Raw genomic sequence first — 22441 nt, forward strand, 5'->3', positions numbered from 1 at the left:
GTGCTTGATCAATCCCAGCAGGCGTTGGTCTTCCTTGGCGCGCTCACTGTCAGGCGAGCGTAACCAGGCGTAATAACCCGCCCGGTTGACGCGCAATACCCGACACATCGCGCATACCCTGAATTCCCTGCGATGGTCTTGCATGAACGCGTACTTTGCCTTCACCCCTTGGCAAAGTACGCGGCGGCCTTTTTTAGGATGTCGCGCTCCTCGGTCACGCGACGCAACTCTGCCTTCAGCCGCCGAACCTCGGCGCTCTGGTCCACCTCGGCGCGATGCACCACGCCAGGCTTGCCGAACTTGCGCAGCCAGGCGTACAGGCTGTGCGTCGTGACACCCAGTCGCTCGGCGACCTCTGCCACCTTGAACCCACGATCGGTCACTTGCCGGACCGCTTCGATCTTGAACTCATCCGTATACCGCTTGCTGCTCATGGACACCTCCGAATCTGCCATTTTCCATGGCCTTGAGATGTCTAGGAAAGCCTGGGCGTATCAAGCTTCATCGGTTCTTCTCCACCAGCGCGTTGTGCGCCTCGTGGGAACCGACAGGCGAAGCGTCCGGCCCTACCGCACCCGAGAGCGAGCACTGCGCAAGCAGCGCGCAGCGCAGGGCCGTAACAAAGCGCAAGCGTCGAGAAGGAGGCTTGCCCTTGCGGTCGGGACAGCGAAGCCAAGATTCCCTTCAAGAGGCCCAGCGCTGGTGGAGATGAAAACGCTGAGACCCAAGCTAGCTGGCAGATACCTACCTGAGTAAAGAGGACAGCTGCAGGGTTATCGGTCACTGGGTCTATGGGACAAAGCACCGTGCGCATGGCCCAGGCTTGCGCTTGCGCATTAGCTTTTGCAGTGCGCTTACGTGTCTGAGGCAAACTGACCGGCTGGATACGATTCGGACCTACCGCTCTCGCGACTTTGACGCGTGCATGGCGGTCTTCGATGGCAATGTGCCGGCGTCTTTATGCGCTGAGGAAAGACCAGAATTCGTGCGCTTTCTAACGCACCACGCTGCCGCCTGGCACTATCACGTCATTGAGCGTGCGGGCGAGCTGGTGGCCTGTGCGGGCTACTCCATCAGCACGGGTGGCACGACAGAAAGCCTCGGCTGGGGCATGGTGCATCCGCTGCTACAGCGCCAGGGCTTGGTAACACAGCTGCTCATGGCTCGCCTTGAAGCGATACGTCTTACGCCGGACATTGAGCGAGTCGTGCTGGATACCAGCCGACACACGCACCCGTTTTATGCCCGCTTTGGTTTATCGTGCAGCAAATCGTGCCGGATAGCCATGGTGCATGGCTTGGACCGTGGGGAAGTCACGTCCAACATTATGACACTTGCATTACGCTATTTGAGCAACCATTAATACCACGCTTAAAAACAGTAAAAAACATAAACACACCTTCCAAGCAATTAATAGGAGTCTTAAATGCTTTACGCACCTGATGATTCAATATTCAAAGTAATGTCACTCAAGCTAAAACCTAAACCTTTGGAATACGCATATTCTTAAGAGGAAGCAAATGAAAAATGGCCAGGATTAATCAACGAACTTGACCGGGTCGTCAGCAGCCTACTTGTTTCGGCAAAAATAAATGCAAATGTGACCTTTGCAGTAGTGTCATCCCAAAGTCCTTTTCAAGCCATGCACGTTGGACAAGACGACTTTGTAATACTCGTTGACACCCGCACGTTCGAAACATTGCTTTCCCTATGTTTACGAGTTCAATCTCTAGAAGCTCTTAACGAGATAATTGGAGCACCTCACATAAGTGAGCCGAGAGACTTTTCAGGCAAATTCTTGATGGATATTGCCAAAGAAATTGTATTTCACACCAAAGACCCCAAATATCTATTACTGCCATCACAGCCAAAATACATCTATCAGGCAGCTTTATGCTTCATCGTGGGTCACGAACTTGCACATATTTCCAACGGACACCTGGATTTCATAAAATCCGTAGGATTTATTCACCACTCAAATACGATTGAAGAGAAAGCGCTAACTCTAAAAACACTTGAAATGGATGCCGACACTACTGCGACCTCGTCGGTCATAAAAGTATTTGAACCCATGATCGAACAAGTAAGAATTCAAAATGACCTCCCTCAATCTGAGCGCGACACCGCCGAACGATCAATTAGAGCTGGATACGTTCTAGGAATATATATAGCGCACCTCTATCATGACGCATTAACACTCGACTACTTCCCGAAAGCACACCCAATCACCTATTCCCGCTTCATGATATCCATATATGTTTTGAAGAGATTCTACATCAGGCAGTTCCCTGATCAATTTCACCTCCCTGATGATGTCCGCGAGGCACTAACCAATGCTTTTGTGAGTCTAAGTGGCAGCTTGGACAATCTTTGCCATCCCATTGCAGCTAATACAGAGATTTATGATCTTAAGGATGACAAATCCACATATGAATACCAATTTTCGGGCGAGTTGATCGCGCTAGATTTTCTCGAGCCTTTACATGAAATGTGGGCAATTATAAGACCTGAACTGGAGATTTTCCGACGGGGCGGTTTTCTAGCCCCTACATTTACTTAAATGCATCGCGCCACCGTGCCGAAGGGACATTCTGTGCCGCCAGAGCTAGGTCGAGTAAAAGACGTGGTTGGTTTGCGTGCTGAGGCAAAGTCACGGTAGACGATTGCAAAGTTGAATAGCACCTTCTGGGGAATGCTATGAGTTTAGTTAGTGTCAGAGAACTCTTCCCGATATTCCCCAAAGCTCCGCACTTGGAGAAAGGCCTCGCCGTGCGAGGCCTCTTCAAATTCACCCAGGATACTTAGGGAACTTTTCGTCGGGATGCTTGGCTTTCCACTCTTTGTAAGACGCGCTCCCCTGCCAAATGGTGAAGGCCTTAGGCGGACGACCGCGCCCTGACCATGTCTCCTGATTGTGTGGCAACCAATACTTGGGCGCTACTTCCTTTCTTGTGGAAGCAGCCTTTTTCGGCTTGACCACATCAGCGCCGATCAGAGCCGCAATCTCGGACTTCTGCTTTGCACTGAAATGCTCGGTGTATTGGTCGAGAAGCTTGACGATCTCCGAATAAGCTTCAGATGATTGCTGCTGGCGTAGCTGAGCTTCCTGCTCTTCCAACTTCCGAATTTCTTCTGCCAATTTCTCTTTAGCAGCGGCAAGGGCACTCAAAGACGCGGTTGTCATTCAGGACTATTCCAATCGGTTGACGGTTGATTAGCAAATTATTCGGGAGAAATTTATCGCAGCAAAGCTGTGTCTGGTCAAGTCAGCAAGCTCAACTCTTTGGCTTTAGTAGCATGTTTTCGCAATAGTTTAGGGAAATGGCCGAACACGCCTAAACGATACAGCTTTCATGCCCCCGTCTGCACCAAGGCATTTGCGAAGAAGCTCGACGTTCAAGCCATAGTGCAACGATTTCAAACCAGGAGAGTGCTTGCTCAAGCCTTTGAGCTTTTCTGCGACGGTGAAATCACGGCTATACGTCGCGTGGTGCTCGTCGTCCAATTCATGACCCACGATCTGAGCGCGCAACTCCGAAGGACACCCAGCCCCCTGCAACTCCTGGATCACCGACTTGCGAAGCGAGTGAAAACCACGCTTTGCCTTCGGCCACTCTTTTCCGATCTCGGCGAGATGGCGACTGAACGCCTTGGTGATCCAATTGCCGGCTCCATTCTTGGCGTCCGCCCTTGCTTGGGGGAACAGTCGCTTGTGTCCAGCCGCCTTACAGGTATCGACCCACTCCATAAAACCTAGGGCCAAAAGATCCGGATGCAGCGGCACCGTGCGCAAACTCACTTCGGTCTTGACCTTCTGGTGCTCGCCTTCATCCGAAATCCGGATGCAAGGGATCTTGCCCTCTTTGAACACATCAGCCACCAACAGCTGCCCGACTTCTGATGCTCGCGCCCCCGTATAAAGACCAATCAAAGCTGCCCATCGGGCATTGGCCGAGAGTCGTTCGAAGTTGACCGGGGAGAAGATCGTTTTGATTTGCTCACGGTCATAGGCTTTGAACCCAAGCTTGCGCCTGGCACGCTTCTCTCGCACGGAGTAGCTCACATGTCCGGATGCGGGGTTGTCGCCTTTGGGGTAGTAGCCAGAGGCAATCGCCCAATCAAAGAAGCCGCCCTTCCCGCCCACATAGCTTTGCTTGTTTGTGAGTGTTGGTGTCGAAGCACCCTTCTCCCGCATGTGCTGATACCAGCGAGCCAAATCAGGTCGCGTGATCGTGTGGAGCTTGGTCTTTGCCCCCAAAAAAGCGACCAGCGAATCAACAGCCGCCATCTTGATCGTATAGGTCTTGGGGAGGGTGCGACTCTTGATGGTTGCCAACCAAGCCTCGCGCGCCTTCGACAAAACAATGACCTCGGCCACCTGCGGCAGAGAAGCTTTCGGTTGAACTGTAAGACCAGGGTCAAGAGCGCCGATGGCGGCGACTTCTGCCGCATTGGCCCATGTCTGACTCTTGCGGAAGAGCCGAAGATCTTCGTCGTTGTCGATCTGCCAGCGCTCACTGATCGTGCCATCCGGTGCTTGCGTGCGATGCAAGGTGAGCTCACGAAGCGAAGCTCCATGGCCTAGGCGCTCGACCAAGGCTTCCATGTCTTTCTTGCCCAGCTTATCCACACGTCGATCCCTCAACACGTCGAAGGCCTGAGCATAGCCTGCGGCAAGCAGCAATGCGCGCAGACGCGCACTGGCAAGCTCGCTGGTGTGGAGGGTTCGTTTGATGACCTTTTGGTCGAGCACACGCTGCAGATCGACAGGCACGCGCTGACGAAAAGCCCAGTGACCCGTTGGAGAGCGAGTGAGGTGATGAGGGATACGCATCGGGGAGATGTGTCCCGATTTGTGTCCTGCCGAAGACCTTCATCAAGCTAGAAATAATTGTTAAAAATCAACAACTTAGATCCAACTTGGCGGAGAGAGTGGGATTCGAACCCACGGAAGGTTTGACCCTTCGCCGGTTTTCAAGACCGGTGCCTTAAACCGCTCGGCCATCTCTCCGATGCTGCTACGCATGATCGCCGAAGGCATCGGCTGTCACGCTGGCGACCCGCGTTGCGCGGGTGACGCCTGATGGTGGCCACACGGGCATCTTGTGCTGGGCCACCACTCCCAGGAGTGCTCCCGGGCGCGCATTCTCGCATGCCCGGGCGCGTTTTGCTTGGTGGCACCACTCGCTTGTGGCGGGCTAGCTAGCTGGCTAGCTGGCCGGCTGGCGCAGCGTAGCGCGGCGCTACTCGTGGCCGGCCGCTACACGTGGTGATCGGCGGGATGCACCCAAGATGGACGCAGCCGGCCGAACGTCTGAAGTGAACTGACTGCCGAGCACCTCGCGGGCTGCCAAACAACCGGACAGCCAGCGCAGCATCCAAGCACAGCCCTCAGCCGGCTTCGACAACGAGTGCTCAGCCTGCCTCGGCCACCGCCAGGCGCGGCGCAGTGCCGGCGGCACGCTTGAGCTTTTCGGCCAGTTCGGCGCAATTGCCGCCGCAGTCAAGGCGTGAGCGTTCGATCTCCTGCGGCAGGTGTTCGGCCAGGAAGTCGATGAACACGCGCACGGCCGGCAGCAGGCCGCGACGCGAGGCGAACACGGCGTGGCAGATGCCTTGCGGCAACGACCAGTGCGGGAGCACTACTTCCAGTTCGCCGCTGCGCACCGCTTCGGCGCACACGGTTTCCGGCAGCATGGTGATGCCGAAGCCATCGCGCGCCATTGATTGCAGCAACGGGAAATCGAATCCGGCAAGGCGCGGCTGCAGGTCCACGCGGCGCATTTCGCCGTTCGGGCCATGCAGTTCCCAGCGCTGATGGGCTTCGTCTTCGCTGGTGCTCATGGTGGTGTGGTTAGCCAGTTCGCTCGGGTCTTTCGGGCGTCCGGCGCGGTCCAGATATTTGGGGCTGGCCACCAGCAGTTCCTGCACCTGGCCGAAGCTGCGCATCACCAGGCTGCCGTCGTCGTCCAGGCGCGACCGTACCCGCAGGGCGATGTCGTAGCCTTCATTGATGACGTCGACGCGGCGGTTGCTGATGTTGAGCTGCAGCCGCACCTTGGGGTACTTGGCCAGAAATTCCGGAAGCAGCTTGGGCAACTGGATCTGCGCGAGCGAGACAGGAACGCTCACACGTACAAGACCGCGTGGCTCGGCACTGAGACGATCCACCACCTCGCGCGCGGCCTGGGCCTCGGCGAGCATGGTCTGGGCATGGCGGTGCACGCTGGTGCCCACGTCGGTGACCGCAAAACGGCGCGTGGAGCGCTGCAGCAGGCGCACGCCCAGGTCGGTTTCGAGCTGGCTGATGCGCCGGCTCAGGCGCGATTTGGGGATGCCGAGCGCGCGCTCGGCTGCGGCGAAGCCGCCGTGGTCGACCACCATCGCGAAGTAGTACAGGTCATTCAGGTCGTGCATGGCGCAGGTATCCATGGATAGAACGATAAGTGATATTTAACCATCTTTATCCCAACAGAGCAACGACCTAGCTGCACGCCTCCGCGGCGCCGCCGCGTGCCAGCAGGTCCTTGCCATGAAGCTGCTTCATCTCGATTCCAGTGCCCTGGGCGCCAACTCCATCAGCCGCGAACTCAGTGCTGCCGTGGTGGCGCAGCAGCGCCTGCTTCACCCGGACCTGCAGGCGAGCTACCGCGACCTGGACCAGGACCCGATCCCCCATCTCACCGGCCAGTCGCTGGCGCAGGCCGATGCGGCCTAGGCGGCCGCCGCCGAGCAGGTGATGCAGCAGTTTCTGGATGCCGACGTCATCGTGATCGGTGCGCCGATGTACAACTTCAGCATTCCCTCCACGCTGAAGGCGTGGATCGACCGGATCGCGGTGGCCGGGCGCACGTTCCGCTATACCGCCACGGGGCCGGAGGGCTTGGCCGGCGGCAAGCGCCTCATCATCGCCAGCGCGCGTGGTGGCATCTACCCCGAGACGAGCAACGATTTCCAGGAACCGTACCTGCGCCAGGTGTTCGGCTTTCTGGGCATCGACGAGGTGAGCTTTGTGCGTGCGGAAGGCGGTGCCTATTCGCCACAGCATCGCAACGACGCGCTGGCCCAGGCGCTGGCATCACTGCAGCAACCGGAAGAAATGGCTGCCTAGTGCAGGTGGCAGGACGATTGCGCAGCCGCCAGGCGGACGCGGCCGGCATTCGAAATCGGCATGGACGACGCGCAGATTCCGGTGCTGGCCGCACCGCCCGCACCCGTCTGACAACTGCTCGCCAGATGGTGTTAGCCGCTCTTGAGCGCACGGTTTCTCGGCATTCGTCGCAGCACATCGCGCAATGCGGGATGTGCATGGCTCGTGTCCGTGCCTCCGTTGCCCGCATATCTGCGCGTCCTGCTGCGGGCATGCGAGATCCTGGTTGACGCTTGCACCAATACCTCCAATCGCGCGTGCGCATCGCAAGGCAAACAAAAAGGGGCCTTTGCAGGCCCCTTTTTGTTCGTCGTTCTGGATGCTGCTGGTAGTGGCGAGCTGCAGACTCCTGCGCAGCAGCCAGCATCAACCGGGCTGCGGATCGGCCGCGCGTAGCGGTATCGACGTCACGCAGACCCGTTGCCGCGTATCGGAGCCGGTGCGTGGCGCACCGGCTCCGATGCGGGTGGCATCAACCGATTTTTTCCAGCCCGCCCATGTACGGACGCAGCACCTGCGGCACATCGATCGAGCCATCGGCGTTCTGATAGTTCTCCATCACCGCGATCATCGCGCGGCCCACCGCCGTGCCCGAGCCGTTGAGGGTATGCAGCAGTTCCGGCTTGCCGCTGGCCGGGTTGCGCCAGCGCGCCTGCATGCGCCGCGCCTGGAAATCGCCGCAGTTGGAGCACGATGAAATTTCGCGATAGGTGTTCTGCGACGGCAGCCAGACTTCCAGGTCGTAGGTCTTGATCGCGGAAAAGCCCATGTCGCCGGTGCACAGCAACACTTTGCGATACGGCAGGCCGAGCTGTTCCAGCACCACTTCGGCGCAGCGCGTCATGCGCTGGTGTTCGGCATCGCTGTCGTCCGGCGCGCAGGCGGTGACCAGCTCGACCTTCTCGAACTGGTGCTGGCGAATCATGCCGCGGGTATCGCGGCCGCCGCTGCCGGCTTCCGCGCGAAAGCACATCGAATGCGCAGTCATGCGCAGCGGCAGGCGCTCGGCATCGATGATCTCGTCGCGCACGATATTGGTCAGCGGCACTTCTGAGGTGGGGATCAGATATCGCCGCGATTCGCCCACTTCGGTCTGGAACAAATCCTCTTCGAACTTGGGCAACTGCCCGGTGCCGCGCATCGAATCGGCGTTGACCAGCAACGGCACATTGGTTTCTTCGTAGCCGTGCGCGCCGACGTGCAGGTCGAGCATGAATTGCGCCAGCGCGCGGTGCAGGCGCGCAATCGGCCCGCGCAACACGGTGAAACGTGCGCCCGAGAGCTTGGCGGCGGTTTCGCCATCCAGCCAGCCGTGCGGCGCGCCGAGTTCCACATGATCCTTGACCGCAAAGTCGAAGGTGCGCGGGGTGCCCCAGCGCGACTGCTCCACGTTGTCGGCCTCGTCCTGGCCGTGCGGGACATCGTCGGCGGGCAGGTTGGGCAAGCCCAGCGCGATGATCTCCAGCTTGCCGCGAATGCCATCCAGGGCCTCTTCCGACGCCTTGAGCTCGTCGCCGAAACCGGCCACCTCGGCCATCAGCGCGGCAACATCTTCGCCCTTGGCCTTGGCCTGCCCAATCGCCTTGGATTTCGAATTACGCAGGCTCTGCAACTCCTGCGTGCGCACCTGGATACGCTTGCGCTCGCTCTCCAGCGACTCCAGTTCCGCGGTGTCCAGGGAGAAACTGCGCGTGCTGCGCAGGCGCTCGGCAAGGTCGGCGGGATGTTGGCGAAGCAGGGCCGGATCTAGCATCGGAAGTCTGTGTGTCGGTGGGAGCCTGGGATTATCGCCTGTTCCGCCACCTGCTGCGATCGATTCACCGGGGCTATGCCAGAATTGCGGCGATCCTTCAGGTGAGTCCTATGCCCGCGCCCCGCCCTGCGTCCGATCGCCAGATCGTCCTGCGTCTGCCCCGCCACACCCTGAAAATTGCCGGCATTGCCTTCGGCGCCGGCCTGCTGCTGTTCCTGCTGGTCTGGGCCACCGGCCGCAAGGACGACTTCTACAAGCCCTCGCCCACCCAGCCGAGCGCCAACGCGACCGCCACGGACGACACGCTGCAGCCGCTGCCTGCACCACTGCCGGCGCAGGACAGCGCCAGCGACATGCCGCAGGCCAAGCCGCAGGAAGACACCCCCACCCTGGTGGAAACTGCGCCAACGCCCCCGCCAGCACCGGCTCCCTTGCCTGAAGACGCTGCTCCCGGAGCGCCGGGCACGGCAGCGCCTTCTGCACCGATGGCAGGCGGCAACCGCCCGGTTCCGATGCAGGGCCAGATGCCGCCGCCGCGTTATCCCTCGGCGGCCTTGCGCCGCGGCGACGCTGGCGACGTGGTGGTGCGCGTGGATGTGGACGCGGCCGGCAATCCGGGCGGAGTCACCCTGGTGCAGCGCAGCGGCTCGCGCGACCTGGACCGCGCGGCGATGGAGGCCGTGCGGCACTGGCGCTTCCATCCGGCGCAGAACAATGGCCAGCCGGTGGCCGGCAGCCTGGACATCCCCTTCGAGTTCAAGCCTGCGCAGTAAGCGGGGCTAACAGCATGCACTGGGCACTGGCGGCACCAGGCGTCGTCCGGCCCCGGCAATCGATGAAAGAGCTGTTAAATCGTGAACTTGGGCGGCCCACTCACGTCTCGCACCGTAGCCCGTTAGCGTCACTAAGCTGAATCACGACACAGCCTGGGTGGAGCAAGTCCGCCCTGCCTTAGCTGCCCCTCAGGCAATGCCGACCAGACTGCCTGGGTCATCCCACAGATGCGCCAGGAGGTCGGCCATGTCCTTCACCTCGAATCCTTCAACCCAGAGTCCGGCCCTGCCACGTGCTGCAGAGACGCGCAGGCAGGACATGGAGAACGACGGAGCCTCGCCCTGGCTCTGGGCGACCCTGGTTGCCGTGCTGGTGGTGATCCCGACCTGGTGGTGGGCGCGCCACAGTGACGAATCGTTCGCCACCGACACGGCCCCTGCCCCGGCGGCCAGCAGGCAGATCCTGCCCAGCGCCGATGGCCCGCGCGCGATGACCATGGTGGCGCATCAGCCGATGCGTGCACCGGTCAGCAGCAAGGAAGCCATTCCGCTCCCCGGCAATGCCCTGCCCGCCTACCCGGCCGAGCTGGCCCGTGCCGATCTCGAAGGCAGCCGGACGGCGCGGCTGCAGCTGGATATGCAAGGGCACGTGCGTGAGGTGACCATCGTCGAGCGCGAGGGCAGCAGCGACCCCCGCCTGGACGCAGCGGTGGTGCGCAGCTTGCAGCAATGGCGCTTCGAGCCCGCCACACGCGACGGGCATGCCGTGGTCAGCACCGTGCAGGTGCCGGTGGAGTTCAGCGCGCAGCGCTGAGGCCAAAGCCGGCGCCCTGCGCCAGGGTGTCGAAATCCGGGAACGAGGTGGCCACGTTCGCCACATCGTTGATCTGCACCTTCCCGGTAGACAACTGCCCGGCAATCGCAAATGCCATCGCAATACGATGGTCGCCGTGACTTTCGATCACGCCGCTGCCGATGGCCCCGCCGTGAATGGTGGCGCCATCGGGCGTTTCGTCCACCTGCACGCCCAGCGTGCGGAGTCCGGTCGCCATTGCGGCCAGGCGGTCCGATTCCTTGACCCGGAGTTCGGCCGCGCCGGTGACCACGGTCTGCCCGGAGGCTGCGGCCGCCGCCACGAAGAGCGCGGGAAACTCGTCGATCATGTCCGGCACCAGCGCTTCGGGAATCTGCGCGCCACGCAGCGGTGCGTGACGCACGCGCAGGTCAGCCACCGGCTCGCCGCCATGTTCGGCATGGTTTTCCTCGCTGATGTCCGCACCCATCAGGCGCAGCGCTGCCAGTAGCCCGGTGCGGCGTGGATTCAGGCCGACCGCACGCAATACCACGTCAGAGCCGGGAACGATGCTGGCGGCGACAATGAAGAATGCCGCCGAGGAAAAATCTGCCGGCACTGCGATGTCGGTGGCACGCAGGCGCTGGCCGCCACGCAGGCGCGCCTTGCCGGGCGAAAAGTCGATCTCCACGCCGAATGCCGACAGCATGCGTTCGGTGTAATCGCGCGTGGGATGCGGCTCGCTCACCGAGGTCTCGCCCTGCGCATACAAACCAGCCAGCAGCACCGCCGATTTGACCTGGGCACTGGCCACCGGCGAGACGAAGTCGATGCCGTGCAATGCCTGCCCGCCCTGCACCTGCAACGGCGGCGTGCCATCGTCCTGTGTCTGGATCTTCGCGCCCATTTGCGCCAGCGGGCCGGTCACGCGCCGCATCGGCCGCTTGGACAGGGACTCGTCGCCCACCAGTACGCTATCGAAGGGTTGCGCCGCCAGCAGGCCGGCCAGCAGCCGCATGCCGGTGCCCGCATTGCCGCAGTCCAGCGCCTGGCCGGGCGCCTGCAGCCCGTCCACACCCACGCCATGCACGATGCGCCGCGACGCCGATGGCGTTTCGATGCGCACGCCCAGCCTGGCGAAGATCGCCGCGGTGGAACGGGTGTCTTCGCCTTCCAGAAAGCCGTCGATCTGCGACACGCCATCGGCGAGTGCGGCGAACATCACCGCCCGATGCGAGACCGATTTGTCGCCGGGAATGACCAGGGTGCCGCGCAAGGCGCTGCCTTGCTGCGCGATCCAGTGCTGGGTGCTGCTGCTCATGCGATTGATCCGAGTGCTGCGGCATCGCCGTACCGGGCGATGCGCTGGGTAAGAAATGGCGGCGCCGTCATCGCCGGGGCGGCGGCGCGCCGGTGGCGGCCGGACTGGGGCCGGAGACGCTTGCTCAGGGAATGGCCACCGGATACGACCCCAGCACCTTGATCTGTGCCGAATGCGCTTCCAGCTCGGCCAGCGCCTGCTTCATCGCCTCGTCTTCCACATGGCCGACCAGATCGATGAAGAAGCCGTATTCCCACTTGGCCTGATGCGAAGGCCGCGATTCGATGCGGTTCATGCTGATGCCATGGCGCGCGAACGGGCTGAGCACGTCGAACAATGCGCCCGGCTTGTCGTGGATGAACACCAGCACCGAGGTGCGGTCATGCCCGGACGAAGGGAAGATCTGCCGGCCGATCACCAGGAAGCGTGTGGTGTTGTCATCGTCGTCCTCGATCGACTTCATGATGACCTTCTTCAGGCCGTACACGTGCGCGGCGCTCTCGCCGCCGATCGCTGCAGCATCTTCGGCATTGCGTGCGCGGCGCGCGCCTTCGGCATTGCTGGAGACCGCGATCTTTTCCACCTTGGGCAGGTGCGAACGCAGCCAGCCGGCGGTCTGTGCAAAGGATTGCGAATGCGCGTAGATGCGTTCGATATCTTCCAGCCGGCCATTGCGCGAGAGCAGATACTGATGCACGCGCAGTTCGACTTCGCCGCAGATTTTCAGGTTGGAGGTCAGGAACATGTCCAGGGTGACCTGGATGGTGCCCTGGCCGGAATTTTCCACCGGCACCACGCCGAAATCGGCGTTGCCGGCTTCCACTTCCTGAAACACTTCTTCGATGGTCGCCATCGGCAGGCCTACCGCCGAGCGCCCGAAGTGCTTGAGCACCGCCTGCTGGCTGAAGGTGCCTTCCGGCCCCAGGTAGCCGATCTTCAACGGCTCCTGCTGGGCCAGGCACGCGGACATGATTTCGCGGTACACGTGCACCAGCACTTCATCGCTGAGCGGGCCCTCGTTGCGGTCCACCACCATGCGCAGCACCTGCGCTTCGCGCTCGGGGCGGTAGTAGTCCACCGCCGCGGCCAGCTTGCCCTTGGCCTTGCCGACCTGATGGGCGAAGTTGGCGCGCTCGGCGATCAGCGCCTGGATGTTGCGGTCGATCTCGTCGATCTTGGCGCGCACATCGGCCAATACCGGTGCCGCGGTGACCGGCTTGCCGGCCGCCTTGGCCTGTTTGACTGCCGCCTTGGCCTGTTTGCCTGCCGGCTTGGCTTGTTTGCCTGCCGGCTTGACAACCGGCGCGCTCGCGGCCGCCTCGTCGGCGGTCTTCGCCGGTGCGCGCTTGCCGCCGGCGGTGGGCGTGGATTTGCTGGATCTGGATGCCATCGCTGGGCGTTCCTCGAAAAGACGGCGCATGCGCCTGCGCGGCCTGCGCCGCGGATGGAAGTGGGCTCAGCCGTGACGCTGCTGGAAGTCGTGCATGAAGGTCACCAGCGCCTGCGCGCCGGCCACCGGCATGGCGTTGTAGAGCGAGGCGCGGATACCGCCCACCGCCTTGTGGCCCTTCAATGCAAGCAGGCCGGCGGCCTTGGATTCGCTGACGAATCGCGCATCCAGCTGCTCATCGGGCAGGAAGAATGGAATGTTCATGCGCGAGCGCACTGCCGGCTTGACCAGGTTGCGATAGAAGCCGCCGGAACGATCGATGGCGCCGTACACCAACGCGGCTTTTTCCGCATTGCGCCGCGCAAATTCTTCCACCCCGCCCTGCTCCAGCATCCACTTTACGGTCAGCCCGAGCACATACCAGTTCCAGGTCGGCGGCGTGTTGAGCATCGAGTCGCGCGCAAGGTGCGAGGCATAGTTGAAGATGTCCGCACGCGGCTGGCCGGCGCGTTCCAGCAAGTCGCGCCGCACGATCACCACCGAGATCCCGACCGGCCCAAGATTCTTCTGCGCACCGGCATAGATCAGCCCGTAGCGCGAGATATCCAGGGGCTCGGAGGCGATGGAGGAGCTGAAATCAGCGAACAGCGGCAGTGTCCCCACCGCCGGAATGTCGCGGAATTCGACGCCGTGGATGGTCTCGTTGGCGGTGATGTGCACATAGGCCGAGTGCGGCGACAAGGTCCAGCTGGCCACCGGCGGGATGTCGATGAAGCCTTCGGCCTGCGCATCGGCAGCGATGCGCGCATCCACGTACGGCGCGGCCTGCTTGATCGCGGTCTTGCCCCAGTGCCCGCTGATCACGTAGTCGGCAGCCTGGCCCGGCGCGGCGAAATTCAGCGGCAACAGCGCCTGGATGGTGGTGGCGCCACCGGCGGTAAACAGCACTGCGTAGTCGTCGGGAATCGACAACAAGGTTCGCAGGTCGGCTTCGGCCGCGGCCGCCACCGCCATGAAATCGGCGCTGCGGTGGCTGATTTCCACGATCGAGGCGCCCACGCCATTCCACTCGACCATCTCCGCCTGCGCCTGGCGCAGGACCGATTCCGGCAATGCCGCAGGGCCGGCACTGAAATTGAACGCGCGAGTCATGGCACACCTTGTCGAGCTAGCCTTCTAGTATGCCGCAGCGCATCGGGCTTGGCAGCGGGCAAAAAAGTTGCAGCTGCATCCTTTTGACTGAGCGTGACGTAACGTGGTGGTGCACCGGAGCGAACTTTTGTCCCGGTTGGTTACTCTCAACGCTGCAGCCACTGCCGGAGCCTGCCATGTCGTTTCGCGATGCCTTCAAACTGCCCGCCAGCCAGATCACCGATGAGTCCGTTTACCGCGAGCGGCGTCGGCTGCTGCAGCTGTTGGCATTGACTCCGGCAATCGGCGTGACCGGTTGCGCCGAAGCCGACCCACCGCCGCCGCCCAGGACCGTGGTGACCCCGGCGCAGGCGCGCAGCGGCTTCCGCACCGCCGAAGAACTGACCAAGCTGGAAGACGTCACCAGCTACAACAACTTCTATGAGTTCGGCACCGACAAGACCGACCCGTCGAAGGCGGCCAAGACGCTCAAGCTGTCGCCGTGGTCGGTGAAGGTCAGCGGCGAATGCGAAAAGCCCGGCAGCCTGTCGCTGGATGAGCTGCTCAAGGGCGTGGCGTCGGAAGAACGCATTTACCGGCTGCGCTGCGTGGAAGGCTGGTCGATGGTGATCCCGTGGACCGGCATGCCGCTGGGCGAGGTGCTCAAGCGCTTTGCGCCAACCTCCAAGGCCAAGTATGTGGCCTTCACCACGTTGGCCGACCCGCAGCAGATGCCGGGCGTGCGCTACCGCTCCATCAATTGGCCGTATCGCGAAGGCCTGCGGATCGACGAGGCGATGCACCCGCTGACCCTGTTGGCCACCGGCCTGTACGGCAAGCCACTGCCGCAGCAGAACGGTGCGCCGCTGCGCTTGGTGGTGCCGTGGAAATACGGCTTCAAGAGCATCAAGTCGATCGTGGAAATCCGCTTCGTCGAGAAGATGCCCGAAACCGCCTGGCACGATCTGCAGCCGTCCGAATATGGGTTCTTTTCCAACGTCAACCCGGCCGTGGATCACCCGCGCTGGAGCCAGAAGACCGAGCGCCGCATCCCCGGTACCGCCAGCAAGCTGTTTGCCGAGCGGATTGCGACCAAGCCGTTCAATGGCTACGCCGATCAGGTCGCCTCGCTGTATGCGGGTATGGACCTGAAAAAGTGGTTCTAGGCAACACGCACCTTGCTATCGACCTGCGCAGGAGCGCACCCGGGCGCGACAGGCATGACCAGCAAAGCCCGTCGCGCCCGGGCGCGCCCCTGCGCTTGGGCATCGCTTCCTTCTTCGAGATCGCATGGCCAAGACTTCCGTCCCCCTGATCGCCGCCAAGACTGCGGTACACGTGGCTGCATTGGCGCCGATCGCATTGCTCGCCTGGCAGTTCTGGCAGGTGTGGCAAACCGGTAGCGACGCGCTGGGTGCCGATCCGGTGGCCGAGATCGAGCATCGCACCGGGCTGTGGGCGCTGCGCTTCGTAGTGATCACCTTGGCAATCACACCACTGCGTCAGCTCACCGGCCAGGCGGTAGTGATCCGCTTCCGGCGCATGCTGGGACTGTATGCATTCTTCTACGCCAGCGTGCATCTGGCGGTGTATCTCAGCCTGGACCTGCGCGGCTTCTGGACGCAGATCTTCGAAGAGATCCTCAAGCGTCCCTACATCACCGTGGGCTTTGCCGCGTGGCTGCTATTGCTGCCGCTGGCGATCACCTCCACCCAGGGCTGGATGCGCCGGCTCAAGCGCAACTGGGGCCGGCTGCACCAGCTGATCTACCCGATCGGGGTGCTGGCGGTGCTGCACTTCTGGTGGCTGGTGAAGTCCGATATCCGCGAGCCAGCGCTGTATGCCGGCATTCTTGCCGCCCTGCTGGGCTGGCGGGTCTGGAAAAAACTCAGCGCGCGCCGAACCACAGCAAGGCGCTCAGCGCAGCCGCCAGCAGCACCGCGCTGAGCAGCAACCACGGCCAGCGGGCGACCTTCATCGGCGCACGCGAAGGTTCGGCCACTGCGCGTGGTGGCAGGGGCGGTTCGGAATCGGGGATATCCCATGTGGTGCCGTGATGGATGCGCGGCACTTCCACCACAAACCGGTGGCGGGCATCGAATACCACCTGGTCGCCGGCCTGCAGCCAGCCATCGCGCACCTGCACGCCGTTGATCCAGCTCCCTTCTTCCGAGCCCAGATCGCGGATCAGCACGCGGTCACCATGGCGTTCCAGGCGCGCGTGCTGGGCGGTGAAGGCCGGATCGTCGATGACGATGTCCGCGGCCGGGTCGCTGCCCACCAGGCGTGAGCGATCCAGGGTGAAGCTGCGCCCGTGATGGCGCCCGCCCAACCCACGCAGCAGCAGGCAGACCTCGCTGAGCCCGGCATCGTCGGGCGGCAGATCGTTGGCTGGCGCACTGGAGGGGGCACTGCGCAGCAGCATTTCCACGCCGTCGGCGTAGATCGCATCGCCGGGCCGCAGCAAGGCCATGCGACGCACCGGGCGTCCGTTGACGTGGATCCCGCGGATGCCGTTGGCCACCTGCAGCCACAGCCCGCGCTGGTCCAGGCAGAACTGCGCCAACAGCAGCGCCCCCTGCGCATCGGCCACCACCCGCACGCTGCCGGAGGCATGCCGTACGATCCGGTGGACGCCGGGCTTGAGGGAATGGTCCGGCTGCTGCCGGTGGGTGAAATGAACTTGCAGGTCGCGCACCGGCCGCAGCCTAGCAGGTTTGCCGTTGAGAGCGGCCAACAACCTCACCGCGCCTGCGCGCCGCCGGCCAGCATGGTTGATGAGGTGCCGCATTCGCAGCCGGATCCAGGGCCTGCGCCAGTTCGCGGTGGCCCATGCCGCCAGGCTGGCGAGGCGCGACGTACGGCCGCACGACATACGGCCGCACTTGGAGCCAGGCGCGCGCATGCGCACAATGCGCGCCTACTTTCGTATCACCCAGGCCCCTCATGTCCAGCATCGATATCCGCCATGACCACTCCTTGACGCCGGCACAGGCCCGCGCAGCGATCGACGAGGCGGCGCGCAAGCTCACCGATCGCTACGGCGTGGCCTCGCAGTGGGAAGGCGACACCTTGCGCATCTCGCGGTCAGGCGTGGATGGCGCGATTGCCCTGCTGCCGCAGCAGGTGCATGTGACGGCCGAGCTTGGCTTCCTGCTATCGGCGATGCAGCCGATGGTGGAATCGGAAATCCGTCGGCTATTGTCGGAAAAGCTGGCCTGAGCGCGTCGTCGCTGCCGCTGCTTCAGCGCCAAGTCACCCGCCCCGCGCGGGATGGGCGGATGCTTGGGCAGGCCTGACCGGACCGCGTTTCACCTGTCCGATGCAAGGCCGGCACTAGGGTGAACCCAACGTCACTTCGGCAATCGACAGGAGCATCGCATGACGACCGGATACGATCAGAACGGCAACCGCGACACCGCGGCTTCGGGCTTCCAGGCCCAGGCGGAGCAGATTTCGCGCCGGCTCGGCGAATCGGCGCAGACCGTGTGGCTGGCCGGGCTAGGTGCACTTGGACGCGTACAGAGCGAAGGCGGCAAGTTGTTCGACTCGCTGGTGCGCGAAGGCGCCGCCTATGAGCGCACTGGCCAGCGCAAAGCCGCCGACAGCGTGGACGAGCTGCGCGAAGAAGTGGAGACCCAGTTCGAGCAGGCCCGCGATACCGCGGTGCGCGGCTGGGACAAGCTGGGCAAGGCCTTCGACGAGCGCGTCAAGGGTGTGCTGCGCACGCTCAATATCCCCGAGCAGGAAGAGCTGGAAAACCTGCGTCGCGAGGTCGAGTCGCTGAAGGCCCAGGTACGGGCCAATACGGCGGCGACCAAGCGCGCCAACCGGACCGCCAACCAGGCCGCGCAGGCCGCCAGCAGCGATTCCGCAGGTAGCGGCAGTTCGACCGGTGCCAGCGGCGCATCCCCCACCGGCAATGCCGCGGCCTTCGACGGCGAATAAGACCCGGCTCGTGCGGGCATGCGGACCGGCCGTCAGCGTTGGCACGCCGCGTCCGAGCTGGGCGCGGCGCGCGCTCCATGCGTGGTTCCGGCATTGAACGGACGGCGGTTTTGCTTCGCGCCTCGCGATGTTGCAAAGCAGCATGGTTTTTCAGACAATCGGGAACGACCCGCCAGTCCTGTTGTACGAAGTCCGTTTGCTCCCCTCCCCTCACGGCTTCGGACTGGCGGGTCTTTCGCTGTCTGGGTCACGGCTCGCGATATCTCCGCCAGCGATCCATTGACGAATCCGGCGCGAAGGATTCTTCTAGGGGCATCGACTCGTAATACGCGCCATACCTTCGCTTGATGCTTATGCCTTCCTGGATCTTGGCGCTCCCGGCTGCACTGCTGCTCTGGCTGGCAGTGTGTGCCTATCTCTGGTTGGTGCGACGCCGCGCCAACGAAACCACGGAAGGCGTGCGCGCCCTGGCGGCCATGCATTGGCGCGACTTTTCCGCCGTGGTGCTGCGTGTCCTGCAGGACCAGCGTGGCTGGCAACCGACCCAGCTGCCGCAGGATGGCCTGCCGACTGCAGACTTCATGATGCAGACCGATCACGGCAGCCGCCTGGTGGCCTGCAAACATGGCCGCGGTTACCGCATCGGCGTGGCCGCGGTAAATGAGCTGGGCGCGATGGCCCGCCTGGCCGGCGCCGGTGGCGGCGTGATGGTGACCGAAGGGCGCATGGAACGCGAAGGTCTGGCTGCGGCCGAAAAACAATCCATCGAAGTACTGGACGGCACTCGCCTGTGGCCCCTGCTCAAGCCCTACCTGCCAGGCGATGTGGAGACCGGCGTGGTGGGCATGGCCAGGCGCCGTGCCATCCGCCACAGCATCATCGCCGGTGCGGCACTGGCCACGCTGGCGCTGCTGGCGGTTGTGGGACTGCGTCCGCCGGAGCCCACCCCGACGTCAGCCCCCGTTGCAGCGGCCCAGCGCGCAGCGGCGGGCAAGACACCGCCGGCGACGCCAGCCGCGCCCGCCGCGCCGCCGGTTGCGGCCACACCGGTACCCGCTCCCCCGCCGGCAGCGGACGCCGGCGAACCGGACGCGGAAACGCTGCAGGGCTACCGGCGCGACGTCTCCAAGGCCCTGGCACAGACACCGGGCCTGGTGCGCGGCATCTGGATCACGCAGGCCACGCTGGCGGTGGATCGCACCATCGAAGACAGCGCCGCGTGGCCGCTGATCTGCGAGGAACTCAAGCGCTACCCGTATCTGCGCACCGTGCGGGTGCAGCTCAATCCACGTGCAGGGGTGGCAGAACCGGTGCGATGGCGGCAGTGCACGACGATTTGAATCGGGAATTGGGAATCGGGAATTGGGAATTGGGAATTGGGAATTGGGAATTGGGATTCGGGATTTGGGATTTGGGATTTGGGAATCGGGAATCGGGAATCGGGAATCGGGAATCGGGATTAAGATTTTCGCGGTGAGAGATATGTTGCGTCAGTGCGCCGGCCCGGTTGCGATGTGAGGGCACGAGGTCGTTGCCGTAGTTGGTCCACTGCGTGCGGTGTGGTGTTTGCGCGACAGAGGGTGCGACTCGAGACGGTGCGACTCGTTGGCTGTGTTCCCAATGGCTGTTGATGAAAAACGCTGCAGCAACCGTGCGTGAGCAGCCATCGCCGCGGCGCTTGCGTGACCGTCGCCAGGCGGCCCTCATTAGCCACTGCGACCGCACACGAGCGCTCGCTCGCGGACGATCTGGTGGTGCGGATGCATGGCGCCGCTGCCGGCGCTACCGCATCGCGGAGATGCTGTACGCCGTTCTGCGCGCTGCCTTAGCGCATTCCCGGTGCGAACCGCGCCACCAGGTCGTAGGAGCCGCCCAGGAACAGCTGGCGCACGTAGGTCACCGGCTGTTCGCCGCGCCAGGTGTGGCGGTCGATGACCAGGCAGGCAGCACCTTCTTCCACCTGCAATTGCCTGGCCTGCGCGGCGTCGGCGCCGACAGCGCTGATGCGGTGTTCGGCGCGCGTCCACGGCACGTTGCGCAGCAGCCAGCTGCCCGGCGCCACCTCGGTGAACGGCTGCGCCAGGGCATCCGGCACGGTGGTGATATCGATCACGCGCTGCTCCAGCGCGAACGGGCTGCCATCGGCCAGATGCACGCTTTCCAGCGCCAGCAGCTTGCCGGTGCTGCCCAGCGCACGCTCTTGCGGCACGCGCTGACGCACGCTTCGCAGCCGCCGCGAGAGCAGCGAAAAACGGTAGGAGTGACCGCGCGTGGTCATTTCCACCTCGATGTCCGGGATCGAGAGCGCCACCTGTTCCAGATGCGGATGCGGCCGCGCCACGAACGAGCCGGTGCGGCGGCGGCGTTCGATCATGCCGGCGTCGGCCAGCAGGCCGAGCACCTTGTTGACCGTCATGCGCGAGCATCCGTAGCGGGCCATCAACTCGTGCTCCGGCGGAATGCGGTGCCCGGGCGGCCAGTCGCCGCTGTGAATCCGTTGCTCCAGATCCTGGCGGATGCGTTGGTGCAAGGTGCCGGGCGCGGCGATGGGGATGGCGGTCAAAGCAGAGGTCTCCGGTCAGACCTGCATTGTGCGCGCATCCGCTTAGACCGGCTAACAGAACGACTACGCTCACGGCCAGGCGGGCGCGACGCGTGCTCCAAACCGGCATACCACTCGTACACTTCGATTCCTCCGCACCATTCGCACCCACCTGATGACTGCTTGCCACTTGTGCTAGCCGCTTTTAGCTGCCCAGCACTGTTCGCAGGATTTCGGCAAAACGCGTGGCGATCCGCGCACGGTCCACATGCTGTCCGTCGCGCACCACCGGCCGGCCATTGCGCCAGACGTTACGGACCGCAGTGCCGCGCGCGGCAAACAGCCAACTGTCCAGCACTGCATCGTCGCTGCGTGCCAGCAAGGCGGGATGCGTCAGGTCCAGCTCCACCAGGTCGGCCGCCGCACCGACCCGTATCCCGTGCTGGGCGACACCCAGCGCTTGCGCGGCGCCCGCACCGGCGCGGTCGTACAACCAGCGACCGCTGGAAACATCGGCCGGCGCCAGCACATTGCGCGCCTGCAGCGTCAGCCGCTGGCCGTATTCGAGCAGGCGCAGCTCTTCGGCGGCATCGATCAACACGTTCGAATCCGAGCCGACGCCGAAGCGACCGCCGGCCGCGGCAAAGGCCTGCATCGGAAAGATCCCGTCGCCCAGGTTGGCCTCGGTGATCGGGCAAAGCCCGACCACCGCGCCGCGTTGCGCCATCGCCTGCACCTCGCTGGCGGTGACATGGGTGGCATGCACCAGACACCAGCGCGTATCCACCGGCGCATTGGCCAGCAGCCACTCCACCGGACGCTGGCCTGACCACGCCAGGCAGGCGTCGACCTCGCGCTGCTGCTCGGCGATATGGATGTGGATCGGCCCATTGGTGAGTGGCTGCAGGTCCACCAGTTGCTGCGGCGTGACCGCACGCAGGCTGTGCGGCGCAAGCCCGAGCACGGCGTCCGGCAGCGCCTTGAGGCTGTGTCGGCAGTCGTCGAGCAGGCGCGCGAAGCCGTCGATGTCGTGGATCAACCGCCGCTGCGCGATGTTCGGCGCGGCAGCGCCGAAGTCCGAATGCGCGTAGAACACCGGCAACAGGGTCAGCCCGATCCCGGTATTGGCCGCCGCCGCTGCGATGCGCCCGGACATCTCCCCAGCCTGCGCGTAGGGCGTGCCGCCGGGGCTGTGGTGCAGGTAATGGAATTCGCCAACCCGGGTGAAGCCGCTCTCCAGCATTTCAACGTAGGCCTGCTCGGCGATCGCCTGCAGGCTGTCGGGGTCCAGCCGGTCGACGAAGCGGTACATCAACTCGCGCCAGCTCCAGAAACTGTCGCCGCTGCGCCCGCCGACTTCGGTCAGCCCGGCCATGCCGCGCTGGAAGGCATGACTGTGCAGATTACCCAGGCCGGGCAGCAACACCTCGCAGCGGAGGTCGGCGCCGCCGGGCGCGGTCTCCGGCTGCACCGAGACGATGTGCCCTTGCGCCAGCGTGATCCGCACCTGGCTGGCCCAGCCTTCCGGCAACAAGGCCCGGGCAGCCCAAAACACCTGCGCATGTGCCTGCTCGTCTGCCACTGGACACCTCCGATTGACGACCCTATTGTATATACATATCAGACACCACGAGCCTGCG

At 63.4% G+C, this 22441-nt stretch carries 19 protein-coding genes, 1 tRNA gene, 2 other RNA genes and 2 pseudogenes; 12 read left to right on the forward strand and 12 right to left on the reverse strand.

The window, feature by feature from the left end; translation table 11 throughout:
* Positions 1 to 434: pseudogene (locus tag A7D17_RS22800) on the reverse strand (transposase); the annotation flags it as partial.
* A gap of 491 nt (positions 435 to 925) precedes the next feature.
* Between A7D17_RS22800 and A7D17_RS11415 the strand changes: the two are divergent.
* Together A7D17_RS11415 and A7D17_RS24065 are read left to right on the forward strand one after the other, a co-directional pair.
* Positions 926 to 1363 carry a GNAT family N-acetyltransferase gene (locus A7D17_RS11415; RefSeq protein ID WP_239692170.1) on the forward strand — a complete coding sequence of 146 codons (438 nt, stop codon included), beginning with the start codon at positions 926 to 928 and terminating at the stop codon, positions 1361 to 1363.
* 438 nt (positions 1364 to 1801) lie between these two features.
* Positions 1802 to 2560, forward strand: coding sequence for a hypothetical protein (locus tag A7D17_RS24065; RefSeq protein ID WP_153041933.1), 759 nt, complete (start codon positions 1802 to 1804; stop codon positions 2558 to 2560).
* Between the two features lie 228 nt (positions 2561 to 2788).
* Here A7D17_RS24065 and A7D17_RS11420 read toward each other — a convergent pair whose 3' ends face one another.
* The 4 genes from A7D17_RS11420 to A7D17_RS11435 all read right to left on the reverse strand — a co-directional run bounded on the left by A7D17_RS11420 (position 2789) and on the right by A7D17_RS11435 (position 6432).
* Positions 2789 to 3184 (reverse strand): H-NS histone family protein, encoded by a 396-nt coding sequence (locus A7D17_RS11420; protein WP_064509191.1) that lies wholly within the window; start codon positions 3182 to 3184, stop codon positions 2789 to 2791.
* A 129-nt stretch (positions 3185 to 3313) separates the two neighbouring features.
* Entirely contained in the window at positions 3314 to 4834 is a 1521-nt protein-coding gene (locus A7D17_RS11425) for a site-specific integrase (RefSeq protein ID WP_064509192.1), read from the reverse strand.
* 87 nt (positions 4835 to 4921) lie between these two features.
* A tRNA-Ser gene (locus A7D17_RS11430) sits at positions 4922 to 5011 on the reverse strand.
* Between the two features lie 404 nt (positions 5012 to 5415).
* A complete protein-coding gene (locus A7D17_RS11435) occupies positions 5416 to 6432 on the reverse strand; it encodes a LysR family transcriptional regulator (protein WP_007964080.1) in 1017 nt (338 codons plus the stop codon).
* Positions 6433 to 6532: 100 nt separating this feature from the next.
* Between A7D17_RS11435 and A7D17_RS11440 the strand changes: the two are divergent.
* Together A7D17_RS11440 and A7D17_RS11445 are read left to right on the forward strand one after the other, a co-directional pair.
* Positions 6533 to 7111, forward strand: a pseudogene (locus A7D17_RS11440) (FMN-dependent NADH-azoreductase).
* 60 nt (positions 7112 to 7171) lie between these two features.
* Positions 7172 to 7248, forward strand: a non-coding RNA gene (locus tag A7D17_RS11445) — sX9 sRNA.
* 374 nt (positions 7249 to 7622) lie between these two features.
* On the opposite strand, the gene serS is transcribed toward A7D17_RS11445, so the two are convergent.
* Positions 7623 to 8903 (reverse strand): serine--tRNA ligase, encoded by a 1281-nt coding sequence (serS, locus tag A7D17_RS11450; RefSeq protein WP_064509193.1) that lies wholly within the window; start codon positions 8901 to 8903, stop codon positions 7623 to 7625.
* A 110-nt stretch (positions 8904 to 9013) separates the two neighbouring features.
* On the opposite strand from serS, the gene A7D17_RS11455 reads away from it, so the two are divergent.
* Both A7D17_RS11455 and A7D17_RS11460 read left to right on the forward strand, forming a co-directional pair.
* A complete protein-coding gene (locus tag A7D17_RS11455; protein ID WP_064509194.1) occupies positions 9014 to 9676 on the forward strand; it encodes an energy transducer TonB in 663 nt (220 codons plus the stop codon).
* Positions 9677 to 9923: 247 nt separating this feature from the next.
* Positions 9924 to 10490, forward strand: coding sequence for a TonB family protein (locus tag A7D17_RS11460; protein WP_082861912.1), 567 nt, complete (start codon positions 9924 to 9926; stop codon positions 10488 to 10490).
* Here A7D17_RS11460 and aroA read toward each other — a convergent pair.
* From aroA to serC, 3 genes are all read right to left on the reverse strand, one after another.
* The gene (gene aroA, locus A7D17_RS11465) at positions 10474 to 11790 is read right to left on the reverse strand and encodes a 3-phosphoshikimate 1-carboxyvinyltransferase (RefSeq protein ID WP_064509196.1); all 1317 of its coding nucleotides are present in this window, start codon (positions 11788 to 11790) and stop codon (positions 10474 to 10476) included. The genes A7D17_RS11460 and aroA overlap by 17 nt on opposite strands.
* Before the next feature lie 124 nt (positions 11791 to 11914).
* Complete coding sequence (pheA, locus tag A7D17_RS11470) at positions 11915 to 13180, reverse strand: prephenate dehydratase (protein ID WP_064509197.1); 1266 nt, start codon at positions 13178 to 13180, stop codon at positions 11915 to 11917.
* Between the two features lie 66 nt (positions 13181 to 13246).
* A complete protein-coding gene (gene serC, locus A7D17_RS11475) occupies positions 13247 to 14332 on the reverse strand; it encodes a 3-phosphoserine/phosphohydroxythreonine transaminase (RefSeq protein ID WP_064509198.1) in 1086 nt (361 codons plus the stop codon).
* Between the two features lie 176 nt (positions 14333 to 14508).
* On the opposite strand from serC, the gene msrP reads away from it, so the two are divergent.
* Entirely contained in the window at positions 14509 to 15477 is a 969-nt protein-coding gene (gene msrP / locus A7D17_RS11480; protein WP_064509199.1) for a protein-methionine-sulfoxide reductase catalytic subunit MsrP, read from the forward strand.
* Between the two features lie 124 nt (positions 15478 to 15601).
* Positions 15602 to 16258, forward strand: coding sequence for a protein-methionine-sulfoxide reductase heme-binding subunit MsrQ (gene msrQ, locus A7D17_RS11485; protein WP_064509200.1), 657 nt, complete (start codon positions 15602 to 15604; stop codon positions 16256 to 16258).
* Here msrQ and A7D17_RS11490 read toward each other — a convergent pair.
* Positions 16200 to 17009 carry an FHA domain-containing protein gene (locus tag A7D17_RS11490; RefSeq protein WP_064509201.1) on the reverse strand — a complete coding sequence of 270 codons (810 nt, stop codon included), beginning with the start codon at positions 17007 to 17009 and terminating at the stop codon, positions 16200 to 16202. The two genes, msrQ and A7D17_RS11490, sit on opposite strands and share 59 nt — an antisense overlap.
* A gap of 248 nt (positions 17010 to 17257) precedes the next feature.
* Here A7D17_RS11490 and A7D17_RS11495 point away from each other — a divergent pair, with 248 nt between their 5' ends.
* From A7D17_RS11495 to A7D17_RS11505, 3 genes are all read left to right on the forward strand, one after another.
* Positions 17258 to 17533 carry a polyhydroxyalkanoic acid system family protein gene (locus A7D17_RS11495; protein WP_029219471.1) on the forward strand — a complete coding sequence of 92 codons (276 nt, stop codon included), beginning with the start codon at positions 17258 to 17260 and terminating at the stop codon, positions 17531 to 17533.
* A 159-nt stretch (positions 17534 to 17692) separates the two neighbouring features.
* Positions 17693 to 18259: a phasin family protein gene (locus A7D17_RS11500; protein WP_064509202.1), complete on the forward strand. Its 567-nt coding sequence runs from the start codon at positions 17693 to 17695 to the stop codon at positions 18257 to 18259.
* A 347-nt stretch (positions 18260 to 18606) separates the two neighbouring features.
* Positions 18607 to 19599 carry a restriction endonuclease gene (locus tag A7D17_RS11505; protein WP_064509203.1) on the forward strand — a complete coding sequence of 331 codons (993 nt, stop codon included), beginning with the start codon at positions 18607 to 18609 and terminating at the stop codon, positions 19597 to 19599.
* 485 nt (positions 19600 to 20084) lie between these two features.
* Here the strand turns inward: A7D17_RS11505 and hutC are convergent, their stop codons facing one another.
* Positions 20085 to 20822 carry a histidine utilization transcriptional repressor HutC gene (gene hutC, locus A7D17_RS11510; protein WP_064509204.1) on the reverse strand — a complete coding sequence of 246 codons (738 nt, stop codon included), beginning with the start codon at positions 20820 to 20822 and terminating at the stop codon, positions 20085 to 20087.
* A 107-nt stretch (positions 20823 to 20929) separates the two neighbouring features.
* Between hutC and A7D17_RS11515 the strand changes: the two genes are divergently transcribed.
* Positions 20930 to 21002: non-coding RNA, sX9 sRNA (locus A7D17_RS11515), on the forward strand.
* A 4-nt stretch (positions 21003 to 21006) separates the two neighbouring features.
* On the opposite strand, the gene A7D17_RS11520 is transcribed toward A7D17_RS11515, so the two are convergent.
* Complete coding sequence (locus tag A7D17_RS11520; RefSeq protein ID WP_064509205.1) at positions 21007 to 22383, reverse strand: formimidoylglutamate deiminase; 1377 nt, start codon at positions 22381 to 22383, stop codon at positions 21007 to 21009.
* Positions 22384 to 22441: the final 58 nt, after the last annotated feature.

The sequence above is a fragment of the Xanthomonas floridensis genome, from assembly GCF_001642575.1.
GTDB lineage: Bacteria > Pseudomonadota > Gammaproteobacteria > Xanthomonadales > Xanthomonadaceae > Xanthomonas > Xanthomonas floridensis.

What these genes read in the sequence shown, in the direction of transcription:
- A7D17_RS11415 (WP_239692170.1), top strand. Translation starts at nt 926, where the DNA reads ATGGCGGTCTTCGATGGCAATGTGCCGGCGTCTTTATGCGCTGAGGAA.
- A7D17_RS24065 (WP_153041933.1), top strand. Translation starts at nt 1,802, where the DNA reads ATGGATATTGCCAAAGAAATTGTATTTCACACCAAAGACCCCAAATAT.
- A7D17_RS11420 (WP_064509191.1), bottom strand. Translation starts at nt 3,184, where the DNA reads ATGACAACCGCGTCTTTGAGTGCCCTTGCCGCTGCTAAAGAGAAATTG.
- A7D17_RS11425 (WP_064509192.1), bottom strand. Translation starts at nt 4,834, where the DNA reads ATGCGTATCCCTCATCACCTCACTCGCTCTCCAACGGGTCACTGGGCT.
- A7D17_RS11435 (WP_007964080.1), bottom strand. Translation starts at nt 6,432, where the DNA reads ATGGATACCTGCGCCATGCACGACCTGAATGACCTGTACTACTTCGCG.
- serS (WP_064509193.1), bottom strand. Translation starts at nt 8,903, where the DNA reads ATGCTAGATCCGGCCCTGCTTCGCCAACATCCCGCCGACCTTGCCGAG.
- A7D17_RS11455 (WP_064509194.1), top strand. Translation starts at nt 9,014, where the DNA reads ATGCCCGCGCCCCGCCCTGCGTCCGATCGCCAGATCGTCCTGCGTCTG.
- A7D17_RS11460 (WP_082861912.1), top strand. Translation starts at nt 9,924, where the DNA reads ATGTCCTTCACCTCGAATCCTTCAACCCAGAGTCCGGCCCTGCCACGT.
- aroA (WP_064509196.1), bottom strand. Translation starts at nt 11,790, where the DNA reads ATGAGCAGCAGCACCCAGCACTGGATCGCGCAGCAAGGCAGCGCCTTG.
- pheA (WP_064509197.1), bottom strand. Translation starts at nt 13,180, where the DNA reads ATGGCATCCAGATCCAGCAAATCCACGCCCACCGCCGGCGGCAAGCGC.
- serC (WP_064509198.1), bottom strand. Translation starts at nt 14,332, where the DNA reads ATGACTCGCGCGTTCAATTTCAGTGCCGGCCCTGCGGCATTGCCGGAA.
- msrP (WP_064509199.1), top strand. Translation starts at nt 14,509, where the DNA reads ATGTCGTTTCGCGATGCCTTCAAACTGCCCGCCAGCCAGATCACCGAT.
- msrQ (WP_064509200.1), top strand. Translation starts at nt 15,602, where the DNA reads ATGGCCAAGACTTCCGTCCCCCTGATCGCCGCCAAGACTGCGGTACAC.
- A7D17_RS11495 (WP_029219471.1), top strand. Translation starts at nt 17,258, where the DNA reads ATGTCCAGCATCGATATCCGCCATGACCACTCCTTGACGCCGGCACAG.
- A7D17_RS11500 (WP_064509202.1), top strand. Translation starts at nt 17,693, where the DNA reads ATGACGACCGGATACGATCAGAACGGCAACCGCGACACCGCGGCTTCG.
- A7D17_RS11505 (WP_064509203.1), top strand. Translation starts at nt 18,607, where the DNA reads ATGCTTATGCCTTCCTGGATCTTGGCGCTCCCGGCTGCACTGCTGCTC.